Origin of the sequence: Phenylobacterium sp., from assembly GCF_041916435.1 — a bacterium.
Classification (GTDB): Bacteria; Pseudomonadota; Alphaproteobacteria; order Caulobacterales; family Caulobacteraceae; genus Phenylobacterium.
The window spans coordinates 448,650-466,880 of the sequence record NZ_JAYRZM010000006.1 but is presented as its reverse complement, the minus strand read 5'-3'; the positions used below and the strand labels follow the sequence as shown (position 1 = coordinate 466,880).

The window sequence follows — 18,231 nt, the reverse complement described above, 5'->3', positions numbered from 1 at the left end:
TTAGCGCGATCCGGTCGCAAAACCGGTGTCCACTTTTGCGGATCGCGCTCTAGCTGGCTAGCCGCTCTTGCGCCGCGGCCGGGGCGGGCGCGCAGCAGGCGGCGACGGCCTGCAGGAGGGCGGCGGGCTGGACCGGCTTGGGGTGGACGTCGTCGAAGCCCTTGGCCAGCAGCCGCTCGTGTTCGCCGGACATGGCGTCGGCGGTGAGCGCGATCACCGGCACGGCGGCCGGGCCGGCCTTGCCGGCGCGGATGCGCGCCAGGGCTTCGATCCCGTCCATCACCGGCATGCGCACGTCCATCAGCACCACGTCGAAGGGCTCGGCGGCGAGGCGGGCCAGGGCGTCGGCGCCGTCGCCGGACACGGCCACGTCGGCGCCGGCCGCCTCCAGCACGGCGCGGGCGACGACCTGGTTCACCTGGTTGTCGTCGACCACCAGCAGGCGGCGGCCCTCCAGGCTGACGATGCGGGGCTCGGCGGCGGCGCGGGGCGCCTCGGCGGCGGCGAGCGGCAGGCGCACGCGGAAGGTGGAGCCCTCGCCCAGGCGGCTTTCGACGATGATCGTCCCGCTCATCAGCTCGACGAGCTGGCGGCAGATGGACAGGCCAAGGCCGGTGCCGCCGAAGCGGCGGGCGGTGGAGGATTCGGCCTGGGAGAAGGCCTGGAAGAGCCGGGCCTGCTGCTCCTGGCTCATGCCGACGCCGGTGTCGCTGACGGCGAGCTCCACGCCGAGGCCGGGGGCGGGGCGGATGCGCACGGACACCTGGCCGGCCTCGGTGAACTTCAGGGCGTTGGAGATCAGGTTGAGCAGGATCTGGCGCACGCGCACCGGATCGCCGGCGAGCCAGGCCGGCGTGCCGGGCGCCACCTCGAGCACGAGCTCCACGCCCTTGGCGCGGGCGGTCTCGCCCCAGAACAGGTAGAGCTGGCGGCTCATCCTGGCGAGGTCGAAGCTGACGGTCTCCAGCTCCAGCTTGCCGGCCTCGATCTTGGACAGATCTAGGATGTCGTTGAGGATGGCCATCAGCCCGTCGCCGGACTGGACGATCATGTCCAGGTAGTCGGCCTGCTTGCGGTCGAGCTCGGTGGAGGCCAGGGCGTGGGCCATGCCGAGGACGCCGTTCATCGGCGTGCGCAGTTCGTGGCTCATCATCGCCAGGAAGGCGGACTTGGCTTCGCTGGCGGCCTGGGCCTGGGCGCGGGCCTCCTCCAGGGCGCGGGCGTTGGCGCGCACGGCCCGCGCGGCGTCGAACACATAGGCTCCCAGGCCGACCATGGTGAGGACGACGAAGATCAGGTCCCAGCCGCCGTAGCCGCCGAAGAAGCAGACGGCCGCGCCCAGGGCGGCGAAGGGGATCGGCGCGATCAGGGCGAAGGCGCCGCCGCTGGTGGCGCCGTACTTCAGGCCCTCGATGAGCATGGCCAAGAGGATGATCAGGGCGGCGAACTTCATGCCCGGCGCGCCGTGGATCCAGCTTCCCGCGGCCATCACCGACCAGGTCGTGGCGAACAGCACCATCGGCAGCACGCGCGCCGGAGAATTCGGCGGCCAGCGCCGCCCGGCCCGGAACTGGCGCCGGCGCCGCTCGATCAGGCCCTCCAGGCAGAGGTTGGCCGTAAGCCAGGCGGCCCCGGCCCAGATGTTGAAACCCACGGTGAGCAGGAGGGCCACGAGGCAGGCCGCGAACACGCGCACGGGCCGGCTGCGCGCGCTCATCTCGAGCGATGCGCCGTCCCGGCCGTCGTCGAACACCTCGTCAAGCCGCACGCTTCGCCCCCCAGCTCGCGTAAGGAAACACAGGGGCGCGACCATGCCCGGCTTGTGTTCAAGAAGGGTTTCGGCCGCGACGTTTCGCCCCACGGCGGTTTCTCGGCTATGCAGGGGTCCATGACCGTCGCCATCCGCCCCGTGCGCCCCGAGGACTTCGACCAGTGGGCGCCCCTGTGGGAGGGCTACAACACCTTCTACGAGACCGTCGCGCCCGAGGCGGTGACGCGCATGACCTGGGCGCGGTTCTTCGACGCCTACGAGCCGGTGCACGCGCTGGTGGCCGAGGACGCGGGCCGGCTGGTCGGCCTGGTCCATTACGTCTTCCACCGCAGCACCTGGATGATCGGGCCGACGACCTATCTGCAGGACCTGTTCGCGAGCCCCGAGGCGCGCGGCCAGGGCGTGGGACGGGCGCTGATCGAGGCGGTCTACGACGCCGCGCGGGAGGCGGGCTCCACGCGCGTCTACTGGCTGACCCACGAGACCAACGCCACGGCGCGACTGCTCTACGACCGGGTGGCCGAGCGCTCGGGGTTCATCCAGTACCGCAAGGCGCTGTAGGGCGCGCCGTCAGCCGAGCCAGGGGGCCGGGCGCTCCAGGGCGAGCATGTCCTCGTAGGTGGGGCGCGGGCGGATCACGGCGAACTGGTCGCCCTTGACCAGCACCTCGGGGACCAGCAGGCGCGAATTGTACTCGCTGGACATCACCGCCCCGTAGGCGCCGGCGCTCATGAAGGCGATCAGGTCGCCGGCCTGGAGCGGCGGCAGGCGCCGGTCGCGGGTGAAGGTGTCGCCGGTCTCGCAGATCGGGCCGACCACGTCGTAGACCTCCGGCTCGTCCTCGCGCGGCTTCAGCGGACGGATGTCGTGGAAGGCGTCGTACATGGCCGGGCGGATCAGGTCGTTCATGCCCGCGTCGATCACCAGGAAGCGGCGGCCCTCCGGGCGGACGTGGACGTGGATCACCTCGGAGACCAGCACCCCGGCGTTGGCGGCGATCATGCGGCCGGGCTCGAAGGCGAAGGCGACGTCCAGGCCCTTCATCGCCCGCGCGATCATGGCGGCGTAGTCGGCCGGCGAGGGCGGTTCGGGCTGGTTGAAGTAGGGCACGCCGAGGCCGCCGCCGAGGTCGAGGCGCTCGACGTTCATGCCCTCGGCGCGCAGGCGCTCGACGAGGCCCCGCATCTTGGAGAAGGCGGCCTCCATGGGCGCCAGGTCGGTGATCTGGCTGCCGATGTGGCAGGCCACGCCCACGGGGCGCAGGCCGGCGTCGTTGGACGCCTTGGCGTAGAGCCGCTCGGCCTCGGCGAAGGAGACGCCGAACTTGTTCTCGCTCTTGCCGGTGGCGATCTTGGCGTGGCCGCCGGCGGCCACGTCGGGGTTCACGCGGATGGCGACCTGGGCGCGCACGCCCAGGCCCCGGGCCACGCGCGAGACCGTGGCCATCTCCGGCTCGGACTCCACGTTGATCTCGGCGACGCCGGCCTTCAGCGCGAAGGCGATCTCGGCCTCGGTCTTGCCGACGCCGGAGAAGACGATCTTCTCGGGCGGCACGCCGGCGGCCAGGGCGCGGCGGATCTCGCCCTCCGACACCGTGTCGGCCCCGGCGCCCAGGCGGGCGAGGGTGGCCAGGACGGCGACGTTGGAGTTGGCCTTGACCGCGAAGGCGATCAGCGGCGGCCCGCCCCCCGCGCCGGTCACGCCGGCGGCGGTCAGGGCGTCGCGCAGCACCTGGAAGTGCCGCTCGAGGGTGGCCGTGGAATAGACGTAGACGGGGGTGCCGACCGTCTCGGCGATGCGGGCGAGGGGGACGTCCTCGCAATAGAGTTCGCCACCCCGGAACTCGAAATGATCCATCAGCGCGGGTTCGCGTAGGGGTCGGGCAGGGCGCCCTGCGGCGCGGTCTGGGTCGGGCTGGGCGAGGTGCCCTCGATCGGGATCGTGCGCGGCGGGGCCGGGTCGGTGTAGCGCTGGCGCATGCTTTCCTGGTCGACCGGCCGGCGCGGGTCGTCGGCCTGGCGCTTGGTCTCGTCGGCGCCCTTGGTGGTGTTGCGGCCGGCGCCGAACAGCGGGCCGGGGCGTTCCAGCTCGCCGAGCTTGCCGCAGCCGCCGAGCGAGGCGGCGGCGAGGATCAGGCCGGCGAGGGCGATCGGACGAAGGGTCATTGCAGGATCTCCTTCCAGCGCGCCACCTGCGCGCGGACCTGGTCTGGGGCGGTTCCGCCATAGCTGGTGCGGCTGGCGGCCGAGGCGGCGGGCGTCAGCACCTGATAGACGCCCTCATTGATGCGCGGCTCAAGCGCCTTCAGCTCGTCCAGCGACAGATCGGCCAGATCGCATCCCAGGGCCTCGGCGCGCTTCACGGCCGCGCCGGTCACGTGGTGGGCGTCGCGGAAGGGCATGTCCAAGTTGCGCACCAGCCAGTCGGCGAGGTCGGTGGCGGTGGAGAAGCCGGCGCCGGCCGCGGCGGCCATGCGCTCGGGCTGGGGGGCGAAGTCGCGGACCATGCCGGCCATGGCGGCCAGCGACAGCTCCAGGGCGTCGAACGCCTCGAAGGTGGGGACCTTGTCCTCCTGCATGTCCTTCGAATAGGCGAGCGGCAGGCCCTTCATCACCACGGCGAGCTGGGTGAAGGAGGCCAGGAGGCGCCCGGCCTTGGCCCGGACCAGCTCGGCCGCGTCGGGGTTCTTCTTCTGCGGCATGATCGACGAGCCGGTGGTGAAGGCGTCCGACAGCTTGATGAAGCCGAATTGCGGCGTCATCCAGACCACGATCTCCTCGGCCAGGCGCGACAGGTGGGTGGCGCAGATCGCCGCCGCCGCCAGGGCCTCCAGGGCGAAGTCGCGCGAGGAGACGCTGTCCAGGGAATTGGCGGTGGGCCGGTCGAAGCCCAGGGCCTTGGCGGTGGCGTGGCGGTCGATCGGGAAGGGCGAGCCGGCCAGGGCCGCGGCCCCGAGCGGGCTTTCGTTCATCCGCGCGCGGGCGTCGGCGAAGCGCGAGGCGTCGCGGCCGAACATCTCCACATAGGCCATCATGTGGTGGCCGAAGGTGACCGGCTGGGCCGGCTGCAGGTGGGTGAAGCCCGGCATCAGCGTGTCGGCGTGGGCTTCGGCCTGGGCGACGAGGGCGCGCTGCAGGGTCTTGAGCTGCTCGACGGTGCGGTCGCAGGCCCCGCGCACCCACAGGCGGAAATCGACGGCCACCTGGTCGTTGCGCGAGCGGGCGGTGTGCAGCCGGCCGGCGGTGGGGCCGATCAGTTCGCGCAGCCGGGCCTCCACGTTCATGTGGATGTCCTCGAACTCGTCGCGGTAGGGGAAGGTCCCGGCGGCCATCTCCTGGGCCACCGTCTCCAGGCCTTGCTGGATCAGGGCCTCGTCCTCGCTTGAAATCACGCCTTGCTTGCGCAACATCGCCGCGTGCGCGCGGGACCCGGCGAGGTCCTGGGCGGCCAGACGCTTGTCGAAGCCGATGGAGACGTTGATCGCCTGCATCAGTTCGTCGGGCTTGGCGGAGAAGCGTCCGCCCCACATTGCCTGGCCCTGGCCCTTTGCTTCGGACGTGTCCGGAGCGGCCGGGGCGTTTACGGAGTCATTGGACATATGAGCGAGCACCCTACGGCGAAACCCAAGCCCGACATGCTGAAATGGGGGCTCTGGGGCGCCGCCCTCCTCGGCGTCGCGGCGGTTGTCTACATCATCGTCCAGGCTTCGACCAATCCCGCGCATAGCGATCTGAAGGCGTTGGCCAAGGGCGAGATGTCCAAGCTGACCTTCTCGGCCGACGCGGGCGCGCCGCCGGCCGACAGCTTCCTGGATGCGGACGGCAAGCGGCTGCGGCTGGCCGACCTGAAGGGCAAGGTGCTGGTGGTGAACCTGTGGGCCACCTGGTGCGCGCCGTGCCGGCTGGAGATGCCGACCTTGGCCAAGCTGGCCGCCGAGTATCAGGGCAAGCCGGTGGAGGTGGTGGCGATCAGCATCGACAAGGGCGACGACGACCAGGCCAAGGCCCGCGCGTTCATCGCCCAGAACGCGCCCCTGAAGTTCTACATCGACCCGGCGGCGAAGCTGCCGTTCGACCTGAAGCCCCAGGCGGTGGGCATGCCGACGACGGTGATCTACGGCGCTGACGGGATCGAGCGGGCGAGGCTGTCGGGAGGCGCCGACTGGTCCGGGCCCGACGCCAAGGCGTTGATCGACAAGGTGCTGGACGAGGGATGACGAAAAAGGGCGCCGATCCGCTGGGACCGGCGCCCTTTTTCCTTCGCGCGACGGCCGGGGCCGTCGGCAGGCCTCGTCAGGCGGCGGCCGTTTCCTTGGAGGCGGCGGCTTCGGCGCGGCCGCCGGTCAGGGCGCGCAGGAAGGTGACCAGCGAGGTGCGGCCCTCCGGCGACAGGCGCTCATAGGCCGCCAAGAGCTCAAGCGCGCCCGGCGTGCGCATGCGGCTCAGCAGGTCGATGTCGGCGCCGCCCTCGTGATCGGGGGTGTCCAGCACGTCCAGGAGATCGACCACGCGGCAGCGCAGGGCGCGCGCGATCTGCACCAGCCGGGAGAACGAGATGCGGTTGGCGCCGTTCTCGTACTTCTGGATCTGCTGGAAGCTCACGTTGCACTGCTCAGCCAGGGCCTCTTGCGACATGCCGATCGACCGCCGACGGATGCGTACGGCCGCGCCCAGGGCCACGTCCATGGGATCCGGCGTCTTGGTGGAAGGCTCCGACACTTCTGTTCTTCTCCTCAGTCGATCCGCCCTTCGGGACGGTCGAACGATGTTCGATCAAACTCGGTAACTACTGGATCGGCCACCGTTCTCCAAAGCGCCACATCGCCGCAGTGCGGCGCGGCTCGTCGCGGAGAATCATGTTCAGGCCGGTTCCAGCACCAGACATTACGATTCAGGCGTGGAGAGGGCCGCAATGCTTCAGTTGTGTTTCACAACTGACTGCAACCTGTAGGACGAGGGCGCGTCAGGCGTTGCGCGCCATCAGCCCGCCGTCGACCGGGATGGTCGCGCCGGTGATGTAGGAGGCGGCCGGCAGGCACAGGCTGAGCGTCATGTGCGCCACCTCCTCGGGCGCGCCGTAGCGGCGCAGCGCCGTGCGGCGCCTGGCGAAGACGGCCTTGTCCGCGTCGGGGACGGAGGCGGTCATGGCCGTGTCTATGGGACCGGGGCAGATGCAGTTGACGGTGATCCCCTCCGGGCCGAGCTCGACGGCGAGGGCGCGGGTGAGGCCGGTGACGCCGGCCTTGGCCGCCGCGTAGGGGCTGTCGCGCGAGGTTGCGCCCAGGGCCTCGGTGGAGGCGATGTTGACCACGCGCGGGGCGGGCGATCGGCGCAGGTAGGGCAGGGCCGCGCGGATCACCCGCGGATGGGCGGTGAGCAGCACCGACAGGCTGCGCTCCCAGACCGTCTCGTAGTCGGCGGAGTCGATCGGCGCGAAGGCCGAGATCCCGGCGTTGTTGACCACGATGTCCAGGCGGCCGAAGCGCTGGGCGGCGGCCTCAACCACCGCCTTGATCTGGTCCGGATCGGAGACGTCGAGACGCCAAGCCTCGGCGCTGAGGCCCTTGGCGCGCAGGCCGGCGGCCACCGCCTCGGCCGCCTCGCCGGCATGGTCGGTGACGGCCACATGCGCGCCCTCGGCGGCGAACACCTCGGCGGTGGCCCGGCCCATGCCGCTTCCCGCGCCGGTGATCAGGACGGCGGAGCCGCGCACGGAGCGGCTGAGGGTCTCGGTCATGGAAGGCTCCTTCAGGAGAGGGACAGGCCGCCGTCGACGATCAGGGTCTGGCCGCAGACGTAGGCGGCCAGCGGCGAGGCCAGGAACAGGGCCGCGCCGGCCATGTCGGACGGCTCGCCCATGCGCCCGGCGGGAATGGCGCGCAGGGCCGCCTCGCGCCGCCCGGGATGCTCGGTGGTGACCTTGGTGAGCTTGGTGTCGACCAGGCCGGGGGCCAGGCCGTTGACGCGGATCCCGTCGCGCGCCCAAGCCTCGCCCAGGGTCTTGGTCAGGCTGACCGCGCCCGCCTTGGAGGCGGCGTAGGCGGGGTTGCCGCGGTTGGACTGGAAGCCGGAGACCGAGCTGACGATGATCATCGAGCCGCGGGCGGCGGCCAGCATGTCGTGGAACTTCATGGCGCAGGCCATCAGGCTGTCGAGGTTGACGGCCATCACCCGGTCCCAGCCCTCGCGCTGGAACTCGCCGCGCCGGTAGACCACCACGCCCTGGCACAGGACCAGCACGTCCAGGCTCTCGAACGGCGCGGGCCAGGCCTCGATGGCGTCGCGGTCGGCCACGTCGACGCAGGCGTAGGCCAGGCCCGTCAGGTCCGAGCCCTCGGCCGGGTCGTAGTCGGCGGCGCTGGCCCGCGTGCCCCAGACCGAAACCTGGGCGCCGCGCTCGCGAAAGCCGTGGGCGATCCCGTTGCCGATGCCGCTGGAGCCGCCCACGACGAGCACGGTCCTGCCGGTGAAATCGGTGTCGTTCATCGCCCTGGCTCCCGGCGTTTCTTCCCTGGAGCGAGCTTGGCGCGGGGCCGGGCGGCGCGGCAAGGCTGACGTGGCGTCGCCTGACGCTTCGTCACCCGCCGGTCAGGGGGCGAAGCTGGAGCGCGCCTGGACCCCCCAGTGGCCGTCGACCTTGGTGACGACGTACATGGAATCGAAGCCGCCGATGACGCCGCCGTCCTTGCGGTAGCGGGTGAAGCGGGTGTCGAAGTGCACCTTGTCGGGGCCGGCGTGGATCACCTCGCGCCGCTCCCAGGCCGAGTGGTCCCAGTCGGCCAGGGCGCCGCGGTCGAACATGCCCGGATGGTGGTAGCCCGGCTCGATGATCGCCACCTTGCCCGAGGCGATGCGGATCGAGGGGAAGTTGAAGGCAGCCTCGAAGGCCTTCACGTCGCGGGCGTTGAAGGCGGTCATGAAGTCGTCCAGGCACTTCATCGCCCCGGCCACGGCCTCGTCGGTTTCGGCGGTCATCGGATCGGCTCCCTCAGAGTGGCGCCAGCAGGGTGCTGGCCGCGACGGTGCGGCGGGTGAGGTCGCGCCGGCGCATGAACAGGTCGCGCACCTCCGGCGCCGGGGCGCGGGAGGCCTCCCAGACGCCGTGGTCGGCGTAGCGGGTGACGAGCAGCATGCGCGTGCCGCCGGCGCGGGCGTCCTCGGCCGTGGGCGAGACGCGGAACAGGCCGAAGATGTCGCTGTCGAAGCCGCCCTCGAAACCGCCCCAGGCCTGGCCGGAGAGGGCGACGAACATGTCGACGTCGGCCGCGTCGATCTCGAAGACCCGGTGCACGAAGATCCCGCCGGGCGGCGGCAGGTCGGCCGGTCCGGGGCGGATGGTGGCGGCCATGCGGTCGCGGCGCGCGCCGGCCAGGGCCGGGTCGGCGCAGAGGCCATCCACGGCGGCCTTTCGGCCCGGCGCGTCCGCCGGCCAGCGCAGGATCAGCGCCGCCTCGTCGGACGACCAGCCGAGCTGGGGGGTGAAATAGCCGACGAGCTCGCCGCCGGCGGCTTCAAGCGCCCGGCGATGCGGACCGGCCAGGCGCTCGGCGAAGGCGCGCGGGGCGGCGCGCGAGGCGTCCACCGCGAAGGTGAGGAACAGATAGTCGTAGACGTCCGGCGCGACATCGCCGCTCATGCGGGCCTCCCTTACGCGGACCCGAACTCGACGCCGGGTTTACGCAAGGGACTGTCGGGCCGGACGCGGCGCGGAGTCAACGCCGCGCGGCGGCCGGAGGTCTCGTCAGATCAGGGCGCCGTGGCAGTGCTTGAACTTCTTGCCGGAGCCGCAGGGGCAGGGGGCGTTGCGGCCGGTGTCCTCCCAGCCTTCCGGCAGGGCGGTGACCGGCAGGGCCTGGCGCTGCTCGGGCGAGAGGCCCTCGGGCAGGGCGCCCATCTGGGCCGCGTTCTCGCCGGTCAGCGGGTCCAGGTGGACCTCGGTGAAGCCGAAGTTCTGCGGCGCCGGCTCGGGCTCGGCGAACTGGAACTCCACCGTCATCAGCCAGCGGGTGACGTTCTGGCGCAGGTCGACCATCAGCTTCTCGAACAGCGAGAAGGCCTCGGTCTTGTACTCGTTGAGCGGATCGCGCTGGCCGTAGCCGCGCAGGCCGATCACCGCGCGCAGGTGGTCCAGGTGCATCAGGTGCTCGCGCCACTGCAGGTCGATCATCTGCAGGAGGAAGTTCTTCTCCAGGCCGCGCATCTGCTCGGGGCTGACCAGGGCCTCGCGCTCGGCGGCGCGGGCCTCGGCGGCCTTGGTGATCCGCTCGTGGATCTCCTCGTTGGCGATGCCGTCCTCGGCGGCCCAGGCCTTGATGGGCAGGTCCAGGCCGAGGAGCTCCCTGGCCTGGTGCTCCAGGCCCTCGACATCCCACTGCTCGGCGTAGGCCTTGGGCGGCAGGTGGCGGGCCACCATGTCGTCGATGGTGTCCTCGCGCATTTCGCGGGTCACGTCGGACAGGTCGGCGGCCTCCATGAACTCTTGGCGCTGCTCGAACACGGCCTTGCGCTGGTCGTTCACGACGTCGTCGTACTTCAGAAGGTTCTTGCGGATCTCATAGTTGCGCTGCTCGACGCGCTTCTGGGCGGTGGCGATGGCGCTGTTCAGCCACTTGTGGGTGATCGCCTCGCCTTCCTGGACGCCGAAGGTGCGCATGATCGCGTCCAGCCGCTCGCCGGCGAAGATGCGCAGGAGGTCGTCCTCGCAGGACAGGAAGAACTTCGAATGGCCCGGGTCGCCCTGACGGCCGGTCCGGCCGCGCAACTGGTTGTCGATGCGCCGGCTCTCGTGGCGCTCGGTGCCCAGGACGAACAGGCCGCCGGCGGCCAGCGCCTTCTGCTTCAGCTCGGCGGTCTCGGCCTCGATCTCGGCCTTCTTCTCGGCCGTCATCTCGGGGGTGACCTCGATCCCCAGGCCGCGCTGCTCGTCGCGCCACTTGGAAACCTTCATGTCGATGTTGCCGCCGAGCTGGATGTCGGTGCCGCGGCCGGCCATGTTGGTGGCGATGGTCACCGCGCCGGGCACGCCCGCGTCGGCGACGATGTAGGCTTCCTGCTCGTGGTAGCGGGCGTTCAGCACGCTGTGCGGGACGCCCTTGATGGTCTTGCCGTCGATCTCGAACTTGTGGGCGTTCAAAAGCTCGGAGAGCTGCTCGGACTTCTCGATGGAGACGGTGCCCACCAGGATCGGCTGGCCGCGGCGGTAGCAGTCCTCGATCTGGGCGATGATCGCCGCGTTCTTCTCGTCGGAGGTGCGGTAGACCTCGTCGTCGTCGTCGATCCGGGCGATCGGCCGGTTGGTCGGGATCTCCAGGACGTCCATCTTGTAGATGTCGAGGAATTCCTGGGCCTCGGTGGCCGCCGTGCCGGTCATGCCCGACAGCTTGTTGTAGAGGCGGAAGTAGTTCTGGATCGTCACCGAGGCCAGGGTCTGGTTCTCGGGCTGGATGTGGGCGCCTTCCTTGGCCTCGATGGCCTGGTGCAGGCCCTCCGACAGGCGCCGGCCCTGCATCATGCGGCCGGTGAACTCGTCGATCAGGATCACCTCGCCGGCGCGGACGATGTAGTCCTTGTCGCGGGTGTAGAGGATGTTGGCCCGCAGCGCCTGGTTGACGTGGTGCACCACCGAGATGTTGGCCGGGTCGTAGAGGCCGGCGGAGTCCTCGGCCAGGTGGCCGCGCTCGGCGAGCATCTCCTCGACCTTCTCGGAGCCTTCCTCGGTGAGGATCACCTGGCGCTGCTTCTCGTCGTGGTCGTAGGTGGCCGGATCGACGATCAGCTCTTTGATGATCAGGTCGATGATCTTGTAGAACTCGCTGCGGTCCTCGGTGGGGCCGGAAATGATCAGCGGGGTGCGCGCCTCGTCGATCAGGATCGAGTCCACTTCGTCGACGATCGCGAAGTTGTGGCCGCGCTGGACCATCTCCTCGACGTCGTAGACCAGGTTGTCGCGCAGGTAGTCGAAGCCGAACTCGTTGTTGGTGCCGTAGGTGATGTCCGACTGGTAGGCCTGCTTGCGCTGGCCCTGGCTGAGGCCGTGGACGATCACGCCCACCGACAGACCCAGGAAATTGTAGATCTGGCCCATCCACTCGGCGTCGCGCTGGGCCAGGTAGTCGTTGACGGTGATGACGTGGACGCCCTTGCCGGCGAGGGCGTTCAGATAGACCGGCAGGGTGCCGACGAGCGTCTTGCCCTCGCCGGTGCGCATCTCGGCGATGCCGCCGATGTGCAGGGCCATGCCGCCCACCATCTGCACGTCGAAGTGCCGAAGCCCGATGGTGCGGAGCGAGGCCTCGCGCACCACGGCGAAGGCCTCCTCCATCATCGCATCGAGGCTCTCGCCCTGGGCCAGGCGCGCCCGGAACTCCTCGGTCTTGCCGCGCAGCTCGGCGTCCGACAGAGCCTGGATCTTGGGCTCCAGCGCGTTGATCTTGGCGACGCGCGCCGTGTAGGCCTTGACCTTGCGGTCGTTGGAAGAGCCGAAGAGCCGTTGGAAGATCATAAAGTCAGGCGTCCGATTGTGCCGTCAGGAGACGCTGTCGGCGGACGCGCGGGCGCGCTGAAACCTTTCGCTGGCCCGGAATTCCGCTCTCTAAAGCGCGCGCGAGACTTAAGCAGGCGCCCTTGCGGTGTCAACGTGAGGCGAAGCGCGAGCGTCGACGCAGGCGCGGACGCGCGCGCCTAGGCCGCATCCACGACGGCGGCCGGCCGAACCGTGGACACGATGGTCTCGATCAGCGCCTTGGGGCTGATCGGCTTGGCCACGTGGGCGGTGGCCCCGGCCTCGATCGCCTCGAGCACGTGATGGTTCATGGCGTTGGCCGACAGGGCCAGGATCGGCGTGGGCTGCGCGCCGGTCTCGACCTCGCGCTCGCGGATCAGCCGCATGGCGGTCAGGCCGTCCATCACCGGCATCTGCAGGTCCATCAGCACGATGTCGAAGGGTTCGGCGGCGAACGCCTCCACCGCCTCGGCGCCGTTCTCCACGAAGGTCGCCCGCGCGTCCATCAGCTCCAGGATCATGGCGGCGATCTTGCGGTTGTTGGGATTGTCCTCGGCCACCAGCACCTTGAGGCTCTGGGTCTCGGCCTCGGCCGCCTCGGCGGCCGGCGCGGCGGCGGGGGCCGGCTCGGCCCGCGCGACGACGAAGCTGGCCTGGAAGGTGGAGCCCTCTCCCGGGCGGGAGTGGAAGACGATGTCGCCGCCCATCATGCGCGCCAGGGTGCGCGAGATGGTCAGGCCAAGGCCGGCGCCGCCGAACTGCTTGGTGATCGAATCGTCGCCCTGCTCGAAGCGCTTGAAGAGCTGGCCGGCGCGCGCGGTCGACACGCCGCAGCCGGTGTCGGCGACCATCACCCGCACCAGGACCGAGCCGTCCAGCGGCGTGGCGGCGATCTTCACCGTCACTGAGCCCTCGGCGGTGAACTTGACGGCGTTGCTCACCAGATTGGCGACGATCTGGCGGACGCGCAGGCTGTCGCCGACGAACCGGCCGCTCGTCTCCGGGTCGATCTCGGTGACGAAGCGCAGGCCCTTGTCCTCGGCCTTGGCGGCGAACAGGTGCAGCACCGAGGTCAGGGCGGCCGTCAGGTCGAACGGCGCCGCCTCCAGGGTCAGCCGGCCCTCCTCGATCTTGGCGAAGTCGAGCACGTCGTTGAGCAGGCCCTCCAGCATGCGGCTGGACTCCACGATCAGGCCGACCATCTCGCGCTGGCGCGCGTCCAGGCCGGTCTGGGCAAGCAACTCGGCGACGGCGGCGACGCCGTTGAGCGGCGTGCGGATCTCGTGGCTCATGTTGGCCAGGAAGCGGGACTTGGCCTCGTTGGCCTCCACCGCCGCGCGGCGCTCGAGCTCGGCGGCCTGGGCGACCTGGGCCAGCTTGCGCCGCTGCGCCGCCGCCAGGGTCTGGGCCACCAGCAGGCTCAGGCGCGAAGCCAGCGCGCCCTCGTGCGTGGAATAGGCGCCGTGCTGGCTCGAACCCAGCACCAGCAGGCCATGGCCGCCGTCGACGGCGAGCGGGGCGAAGACCCCCGAACCCGGCGGCGGGCCGCAGCGCTCGCAGGCGGCCCATTCGGGCACGCGGCGGCAGTCGGGCACGACGGCGGCGGCGCGCCCGGCCGCCACGCGGGTGAGGAAGCCGCCGGCCGGCCAGCGCGCGCCCATGGCCCGCTCGTCAGTGGCCGCGGTGCAGATGAAGCCGTCGTCGCGCGGCTCCAGGACCAGGGCGACGTCGAAGGCCACGGACTGGCGCAGCACCTCGAACGCGCGCGGCAGCAGCTCGGCCGAGTCCTCGGCCGACTGCAGGGCCTCGATGCCGTTCAGCACGATCTCGCGCTCGCGCAGCCGTTCGGCCAGAGCCGCCTCGATCTGCTTGGCCGAGGCCAGGGCCTCTCGGAGTTTTTCGACCTCGCCGTCCATGTCAGCCGAAGGTCAAGGCCGACACCATCAGGTTGCCGTGCCGGTTGCAGCTGTCGACGATGGCGCCCTGCTCGCCGAAGGTGAATGCGCCGAGGAACGGGGCCTTGGGCATGGCCTCGCGCACCAGGGCGGCCACTTCATCCATGCGCTCGCGGACGTGGAGCATGCAGCCGCCGCAGTAGATGACCAGGCCGCCCAGGGTGTCCTCGCGCCGCCAGCCGCCCATGGCGCAGGCGTCGTCCACGACCAGGCCGGCGCGCTTGACCAGGGAATCGGGCGAGCCGTGCATCAGGTGCACCAGGTCGCCTTCGCGGATGTCGGTGAACAGGGACAGGTCGCCGCCGGTCCCCACCATCGCCGGATGCGAGAGCACGAACATGGGCACGCCCTGGACGTCGGCGGCCACGCGGCCGAGCGGGGCCGGGGTGCTCTTGGCCAGGATCGGGCCGCTGGCGGCGGCGTTGATGCGCCCGTCGGTCCAGGCGCTGTAGACCTCGGCGGCGGGGCGGTGGTCGATCTCGATGATCTGGCGGTCGTTGGCGCGGGTGATCACGCCGGTGACGCCGCTGGGCGCGTAGCCGCTCTGGAAGGCCGCGCCGTACTGGGCGCTGGGGAAGAGCGCGGCGACCACCGCATGGCCGTGCAGCACCGCCTCGGTGGCGAACTCGCTCCAGTCGCCGGCGATCGTCTCGTCGGCCGAGCTGCCGCCGATGATCGGCGTGCGCGCGCCGATGACCGACTGCACGCCCTCGATCACCGCCTCCTCCTCGCCGGGGGGCTGGCAGCACCAGACCAGGGCCGGGGTCTCGAATTCGCGGTCGGCGGCGGCGAGGGCGCGGGAGATCGCCTCGGCGCCGGCCTGCCGCGCGCCGCCCTCCAGGCCGCATGCGCCGACGCCGTAGGCGCCTTGCGGGTCGAGCACGCCGAGCGCGCCGACCGCGCCGTCCGGGCCGCAGTGGAAGCCGGCGTCGGTCATGACGCCGCCGCAGCTCGTGCCGCCGACGATCTGCACGCCCGCCAGGCGCTCGCGCAGGCCCGCCAGCAGGTCGTCGTGCGCCAGGTGCTGGGTGGCGTAGAGCACCACGAGCTGGGGCGGCCCGCCGAGCTTGGCCAGGAGGTCTTCAGCCAGGGCCGCGGCGGCGTCGCGGGGCGCGGCGGCGAGGCTGAAGGCGGAGGCGAGCTTCATGCAGGTCGTCCGGCCGGAATGCGCCGGTTCCTCGTGATCAATAGGCGAAAATGGGCGCAAGGCCCCCCGTGCAAGGACCCATCATGACGGACGAGGGTAAACGAAAACCCCCCGAACGGGCGTTCGGGGGGCTTGAATGGCTGAATTGTCAGGGAAAACCCGCGGAGAGCTTCCCTTGCGGCGCCCCACCCGAGATCGCGCGGGCGATTTCGGGCGCGTCCTTGCCGACGGGCGCCGGCGGCCGGCCTCTTAGAGGACCTCGAAGAGGCCGGCGGCGCCCCACCCGAAATCGCGTGGGCGATTTCGGGCGCGTCCTTGCCGATGGGCGCCGGCGGCCGGCCTCTTAGAGAACTTCGAAGAGGCCTGCGGCGCCCCACCCGAAATCGCGCGGGCGATTTCGGGCGAGTCCCTGCCGATGGGCGTCGGCGGCCGGCCTCTTAGAGAACCTCGAAGAGGCCTGCGGCGCCCATGCCGCCGCCGATGCACATGGAGACCACCACGTGCTTGGCGCCGCGGCGCTTGCCTTCCTGCAGGACGTGGCCGGTCAGGCGCGCGCCGGTCATGCCGTAGGGGTGGCCGATGGCGATGGAGCCGCCGTTGACGTTGTACTTCTCCGGGTCGATGCCGAGCTTGTCGCGGCAGTAGAGGCACTGCGAGGCGAAGGCTTCGTTCAGCTCCCAAAGGTCGATGTCGTCGACCTTCAGGCCGTGGCGTTCCAGGAGGCGCGGAACGGCGAAGACCGGGCCGATGCCCATTTCGTCGGGCGCGCAGCCGGCCACGGCCCAGCCCTTGAACAGGCCCATGGGCTGCAGGCCCTTCTTCTCGGCGGCCTTGGCTTCCATCACCACCACCGCGGCGGCGCCGTCGGAGAGCTGGGAGGCGTTGCCGGCGGTGATGAACTTGCCCTCGCCGCGCACCGGCTGGAGCTTGGCCAGGCCCTCGAGCGTGGTGTCGGGCCGGTTGCACTCGTCGCGGTCGACCACGTAGTCGACGACGGATTCCTCCTTCGTCTCCTTGTTGACGACCTTCATCTTGGTCTTCATCGGGACGATTTCGTCCTTGAACTTCTGCGCCTGCTGGGCGGCGGCCATGCGGCGCTGGGACTCGACGGAATATTCGTCCTGGTATTCGCGGCTGATCTTGTAGCGCTCGGCGACGATGTCGGCGGTGTCGATCATCGGCATGAAGATCGCCGGATACTGGTCGGTCAGGGCCGGGTCGATGTTGCCGATGGCGCCGCCGCCGGGGACCGACAGGCTCTCCACGCCGCCGGCGACGACACAGTCGGCGCCGTCGTTGCGCACGTAGTTGGCCGCCACCGCGATCGTGTTCAGGCCGGAGGAGCAGAAGCGGTTGATGGTCATGCCCGAGGTCGTGATCGGCAGGCCGGCCAGGAGGCCGACCGTGCGGCCCATGTTGCCGGCGCCGTGGGCGACGTTGCCCATGAGGCAGTCTTCGACCTCATCGGCGGCCACGCCCGACTTGGCCACGGCGTGCTTCACCGCGTGGGCGCCCATGGACATGGTGGGCGTCATGTTGAAGCCGCCCCTGGCGGCCTTCGCAAGTCCGGTCCGGGCGTAGGAAACAACGACCGCTTCGCGCATTTGAAATTCCTCCCTGAAAATGGCGGTCGCTCGACATTGGCGACCGTGGGGCATGATCCGCGCAACCTTTGCATCCCGCGGCGTAAATGGCTAGGGACGGGGCTCGCCGCGCCGTCGCGCGGCGCATCTGGGACGCTCGGCATGGCGCGCGCGCAAGTTCTGAGGATCGGTCGGCTGGCGGCGGCGACGGCCCTCGCCGCGCTGGTCCTGGCCGCCTGCAACCAGCGCGGCGGGACCGAGAACCCCCCGCAGCCCGGCGACCAGGCCGTGGCCGAGGTGGACGGGCGCACGGTGTGGGCCTCGGACGTCAAACGCGAGGCGGTGGCCCAGGGCCTGATCGGCGAGGGCGAGCCGCTGGACGTGTCCTCCGAGCTGTTCCGCCAGGTGCTGGACGAGGTGGTCGACCAGAAGCTGCTGGCCGCCGAGGCGCTGAAGCGCAAGCTGGACAAGGACCCCGTGGCCCAGCGCCGGCTGGCCGCCGCGCGCGAGCGCATCCTGGGCGACATGCTGGTGGAGAGCGTCGTCGCCGGCGCGGTCAACGACAACGCCATCAAGGGCCTCTACCAGGAGCAGCTCAAGCTCGCCAAGCAGTCGGAGGAGATCCGCGCCCGCCAGATCGTGGTCGCCACCCAGGAAGAGGCCGAGGCGGTCAAGAAGCTCCTGGCGACCGGCGCCTCGTTCGAGGCCCTGGCGATGGAGCGGTCCACCGACACGGCCACGCGCTTCAACGGCGGCGACCTGGGCTATTTCACCACCGACGTCATGCCCGAAGCCTATGAGGCGGCCCTGAAGGACGCCAAGGTCGGCGAGGTGGTCGGGCCGATCCGCGTGGACGACGGCTGGGCCCTGGTGAAGGTGGAGGACCGCCGCTCCGAGGCGCCGATCACCCTGGAGGCCGCCCGGCCGCAGATCGTGCGGTTCCTGACCTACGACCAGATCCGCGACCTTCTGGAGAAGCTGCGCGCGCGGGCCAAGATCAAGACGCTGATCGGCCCGCCGCAGGACGTGCCCGGCCAGCCGCAGGAGCCGGCCTCGGCCCCGCCGGTGCCCGACGATCCGCGCGCGGCCGAGGCGCCGGCCGACGAGCCCGCGCAGGTGGGCGCGCCGAAGCCGGCGGACAAGCCCCAGCCCAAGGCCAAGCCTTCGCCCCCGGCCAAGGCGGCGGCCCAGCCGGCGCCCAAGGCCGACCCCGAGACCACCCCCGATCAACCCCCCGCCCAGAGCGCCAAGCCTTGACCCGCAAGCCCACGCCAG

General features: G+C 70.9%; 16 protein-coding genes. 3 read left to right on the top strand and 13 right to left on the bottom strand.

The annotated features are described in order from the left end of the window. Positions 1-49 precede the first annotated feature (49 nt). Positions 50-1,768, bottom strand: coding sequence for an ATP-binding protein (locus ACE3TA_RS19130; protein ID WP_374575925.1), 1,719 nt, complete (start codon positions 1,766-1,768; stop codon positions 50-52). A gap of 120 nt (positions 1,769-1,888) precedes the next feature. Here ACE3TA_RS19130 and ACE3TA_RS19125 point away from each other — a divergent pair, with 120 nt between their 5' ends. Beyond that, complete coding sequence (locus ACE3TA_RS19125) at positions 1,889-2,332, top strand: N-acetyltransferase family protein (protein WP_374575924.1); 444 nt, start codon at positions 1,889-1,891, stop codon at positions 2,330-2,332. Positions 2,333-2,341: 9 nt separating this feature from the next. Here the strand turns inward: ACE3TA_RS19125 and lysA are convergent, their stop codons facing one another. From lysA to argH, 3 genes are read right to left on the bottom strand one after another with little or no spacing between them, the layout of a single operon-like run. Next, positions 2,342-3,628: a diaminopimelate decarboxylase gene (gene lysA, locus ACE3TA_RS19120; protein WP_374575923.1), complete on the bottom strand. Its 1,287-nt coding sequence runs from the start codon at positions 3,626-3,628 to the stop codon at positions 2,342-2,344. After that, the gene (locus ACE3TA_RS19115; protein ID WP_374575922.1) at positions 3,628-3,936 is read right to left on the bottom strand and encodes a hypothetical protein; all 309 of its coding nucleotides are present in this window, start codon (positions 3,934-3,936) and stop codon (positions 3,628-3,630) included. The genes lysA and ACE3TA_RS19115 overlap by 1 nt, the downstream gene beginning before the upstream one ends. After that, positions 3,933-5,369, bottom strand: a complete 1,437-nt coding sequence (gene argH, locus ACE3TA_RS19110) for an argininosuccinate lyase (RefSeq protein WP_374575921.1) — start codon at positions 5,367-5,369, stop codon at positions 3,933-3,935. Before argH ends, ACE3TA_RS19115 begins: the two co-directional genes overlap by 4 nt. On the opposite strand from argH, the gene ACE3TA_RS19105 reads away from it, so the two are divergent. Continuing rightward, positions 5,370-5,987: a TlpA family protein disulfide reductase gene (locus ACE3TA_RS19105; RefSeq protein WP_374575920.1), complete on the top strand. Its 618-nt coding sequence runs from the start codon at positions 5,370-5,372 to the stop codon at positions 5,985-5,987. 76 nt (positions 5,988-6,063) lie between these two features. Here the strand turns inward: ACE3TA_RS19105 and ACE3TA_RS19100 are convergent, their stop codons facing one another. The 9 genes from ACE3TA_RS19100 to ACE3TA_RS19060 all read right to left on the bottom strand — a co-directional run bounded on the left by ACE3TA_RS19100 (position 6,064) and on the right by ACE3TA_RS19060 (position 16,977). Continuing rightward, positions 6,064-6,489: a helix-turn-helix domain-containing protein gene (locus ACE3TA_RS19100; RefSeq protein ID WP_374575919.1), complete on the bottom strand. Its 426-nt coding sequence runs from the start codon at positions 6,487-6,489 to the stop codon at positions 6,064-6,066. A 244-nt stretch (positions 6,490-6,733) separates the two neighbouring features. Continuing rightward, positions 6,734-7,507 (bottom strand): SDR family NAD(P)-dependent oxidoreductase, encoded by a 774-nt coding sequence (locus tag ACE3TA_RS19095; protein ID WP_374575918.1) that lies wholly within the window; start codon positions 7,505-7,507, stop codon positions 6,734-6,736. Positions 7,508-7,518: 11 nt separating this feature from the next. After that, positions 7,519-8,256, bottom strand: a complete 738-nt coding sequence (locus ACE3TA_RS19090) for an SDR family NAD(P)-dependent oxidoreductase (protein ID WP_374575917.1) — start codon at positions 8,254-8,256, stop codon at positions 7,519-7,521. 102 nt (positions 8,257-8,358) lie between these two features. Next, positions 8,359-8,745: a hypothetical protein gene (locus tag ACE3TA_RS19085; protein ID WP_374575916.1), complete on the bottom strand. Its 387-nt coding sequence runs from the start codon at positions 8,743-8,745 to the stop codon at positions 8,359-8,361. A gap of 13 nt (positions 8,746-8,758) precedes the next feature. Then, positions 8,759-9,406, bottom strand: coding sequence for a hypothetical protein (locus ACE3TA_RS19080; protein WP_374575915.1), 648 nt, complete (start codon positions 9,404-9,406; stop codon positions 8,759-8,761). A 105-nt stretch (positions 9,407-9,511) separates the two neighbouring features. After that, complete coding sequence (gene secA, locus ACE3TA_RS19075) at positions 9,512-12,271, bottom strand: preprotein translocase subunit SecA (RefSeq protein ID WP_374575914.1); 2,760 nt, start codon at positions 12,269-12,271, stop codon at positions 9,512-9,514. Between the two features lie 179 nt (positions 12,272-12,450). Then, positions 12,451-14,187 (bottom strand): ATP-binding protein, encoded by a 1,737-nt coding sequence (locus tag ACE3TA_RS19070; protein WP_374575913.1) that lies wholly within the window; start codon positions 14,185-14,187, stop codon positions 12,451-12,453. Between the two features lies 1 nt (position 14,188). Further along, the gene (locus ACE3TA_RS19065; RefSeq protein WP_374575912.1) at positions 14,189-15,373 is read right to left on the bottom strand and encodes an FIST signal transduction protein; all 1,185 of its coding nucleotides are present in this window, start codon (positions 15,371-15,373) and stop codon (positions 14,189-14,191) included. Between the two features lie 437 nt (positions 15,374-15,810). After that, on the bottom strand, positions 15,811-16,977 hold the full coding sequence (locus tag ACE3TA_RS19060; protein WP_374575911.1) for an acetyl-CoA C-acyltransferase: 1,167 nt from the start codon (positions 16,975-16,977) through the stop codon (positions 15,811-15,813). Positions 16,978-17,118: 141 nt separating this feature from the next. Between ACE3TA_RS19060 and ACE3TA_RS19055 the strand changes: the two genes are divergently transcribed. Next, a complete protein-coding gene (locus tag ACE3TA_RS19055) occupies positions 17,119-18,213 on the top strand; it encodes a peptidyl-prolyl cis-trans isomerase (RefSeq protein ID WP_374575910.1) in 1,095 nt (364 codons plus the stop codon). Positions 18,214-18,231 lie beyond the last annotated feature (18 nt).